This is a genomic window from Kitasatospora sp. NRRL B-11411, assembly GCF_000721345.1.
Lineage (GTDB): Bacteria > Actinomycetota > Actinomycetes > Streptomycetales > Streptomycetaceae > Kitasatospora > Kitasatospora cineracea.
In genome coordinates this window covers 1-2562 of the sequence record NZ_JOGH01000253.1, presented here as the reverse complement: position 1 = coordinate 2562, position 2562 = coordinate 1, and the positions used below count along the sequence as shown (strand labels likewise).

Below are 2562 nucleotides of genomic sequence, written 5' to 3'. Positions count from 1 at the left end.
GGGGAGGTCGCCCGGCGCCTGCTGCACCACGGGCTGGACGTCCTGCTGCACGGGCTGCTCGTTCGCGGGCTGCTCGTGCACCGGCTGCTCGTTCGCGGGCTGCTCCTGCACCGGCTGCTCGTTCGCGGGCTGGACAGCGTCCTGGTGCACCGGCTGGACGGCGTCCCCGTTCACCGGGGCGTCGTGCACCGGGCTCAGCCGGAGACCGCCGGACTTGGTCTCGCTCGTCGCCAGGTTCCCGTCCGGGCCGGTCAGCTTCACTCCGGGGACGCCCAGCATGTCGGCCGTGCCGCGGATCGGGGCGCCGCCGGTGACCTCGTGGTCGTGGACGTGCGCCATGCCGGTGACGAGGACGTACTTGCCCGGGTTGCCGTTCGTGTCGATGATGTGCCGCGCGTACGAGTTGAACCTCCGGGCCCGGGCCTCCTGCTCCTGCGTGGACTTCTGGGTGTCCGCCGCCGCGGGGTACCCGTCCACGGCGCGGACGTCGACGCCCTGGCCCTTCGCGCTCTCCAGCAGACCGCGGAGCGTGCCGCTGGAGCCGGCGTTGTAGTGGTTGTCGTAGCTGGCGACGAGCCGCCTGAGCTTGTCCGGCATCGCGGTGCCGGCCGGGCTCTTCAGGTACTCGTCCAGCAAGGGCTGGGCGGCCTCGTCCTTCAGTGCTTCCAGGTAGATGGTGTCGACACCCGCGTTCTTCAGGTGCTCCATGTTCCCGGTGAGGAACCCCCAGGTGGCCGAGTGGTTGTGCGACTCGCCCAGGACGATGCCCTCGTGGTCCGCGAGCAGCCGCTGCGCGCCGTCCAGCGCGGAGGGCGAGCCCGCCAGCCGCCCGGCGACCTCGTCCTCGGGCACCGGGTGCCAGTCGGCCTGCGCGTCCTGGTGGGCCAGCCGTTCCAGGATGTTGCGGCGGACGTCCTGCTGCGCGTGGTGGTCCTTGGTGCGGTAGTCGAGCCGGCTGCCCTCCTCGAGGATCCTGTTGTTCGCCACGGGACCGGGCGGCAGGTGCTTCTTGACCAGGGGGTTCACGTGGTTGGCCGCGCTGCCGTACACGGCCATGAAGGTCGCCGGGTCCTGCTGCACCTTCAGCGCGTGGTCCTTCTTGCTGTACCGGACCTCCGCCTTGTTGTTCGACCCGATCTCCGCCGAACTGTTGCCGCGCTTGGGGTCCTTCTCCGGGAGGATCGAGTTGAACAGGTCCAGCTTGTCTTGGTGCGGGCCCTTCCGGAACTTGCTCGTCATCCGGTTCACGCCGAGGTCGAACGCGCTCTTGCTCGGCGGGATGACCATCGCCACCCCGCTCGGGTGGGCGTGCATGTACGCCAGCTCGTCGGGGGTGGGCGGCTTGTCCAGCGGTTCGATCTTCGGGCGCGGCCGCGACGGCTCGGGCGGCGGCGCGGGCAGTTCGTCGTCGGTGGCGCGGGGCGGCGGGGCCTCGTCCAACCGGGCGTGCGGCTGCGGTTGTTCGTGCGGTTGCGGTTCGGGGGTGTCGTGGTTGCCCTCGACGAGGTCCGTGAACTCGCGCAGGCCCGCGTACATGTCGTTCTCGGCGGCGGTGGCGTGCACCGGGTTGGCGCCGCCCTGCCGGTCCGGGGCCGGGCCGTACAGCTTCTCCAGCAGCGGCAGCATCTCGGGCTCGTTGTGCCGCACCCAGTCCACGCCGTTGTTGCGCGGTTCGCCGGTGTACGGGTCGGTGCCGTGGTTGGTGCCGAGGTAGGTGTTGGTGAGCTGGGCGAAGTACTCCTGCTCGTCGCGGGACGAGTAGTTCTTCTCGCCGTTCGCGCCCCGGCCCGGGCCGTCCGGCCAGACCGCGTCCGGGTCGCCGTCCTTCTTGCGGAAGGTCTCGGTGATCAGCTTCTGCCCGGCCTCGTCGAGGCCGTGCCGGTGCAGGGTGTGGCTGAACTCGTGGGTGGTGGTGGAGTACCCGTCCTCGTAGTGTCCGCCGTGCCCGATCGAGGTGTCCTCGCCGAGCAGGTTCTCCTCGGTGACCGCCGCGTGCCGCCCGCCCGAACCGCGCATGTCGTCGTACGCCCGGCCGGCCGCCGCGTCGGAGTCGTTCCGCACCGTGCGCAGCTCGTGCAGGCTCGGGACGTCGGTCATCCGGACGTCCTTCGGCACGATCACCACGTCCGCACCGCTCTTCAGCAGCCGCGCCGCCGTGTCCGGGTCCTGGAGCATCCGGGCGACCTGCTGCTGCGCCTCCTGCCGCGCGGACGCGGCCCGTTCGGCCCGCGGGTCCACGTGCACCAGCAGCTCGGACGCCGTCCGGGCGAACTCGTGCGGCGGCAGACCGTTGCGCAGCGCGTCCACGGTCTGCGGGTCGCGCGCCAGCCAACGCCGGTTCTCCGGCGTGAGGTTGGCGAGCTCCTGGGCCCGCTCGTGCGCCGACATGCCCGGCAGCTCCTGCCGCAGCCGGTCGGCGTCCGCCGGGCGGACGGTCTCCGGCTTCGGAGCGCTGTCGCTGTGCTCGGTGTGTTCGTTGTGCTCGGTGTGTTCGTTGTGCTCGGTGGGCGCGTGCTCGGTGGGCTCGGTGGACGGGCGGTCGGGGGCGGGGGTCTCCGGGCG

1 pseudogene is annotated in these 2562 nt (G+C 71.7%); it reads right to left on the bottom strand.

The features are described 5' to 3' along the window. Nucleotides 1–2562: pseudogene (locus IH44_RS42130) on the bottom strand (hypothetical protein); the annotation flags it as partial.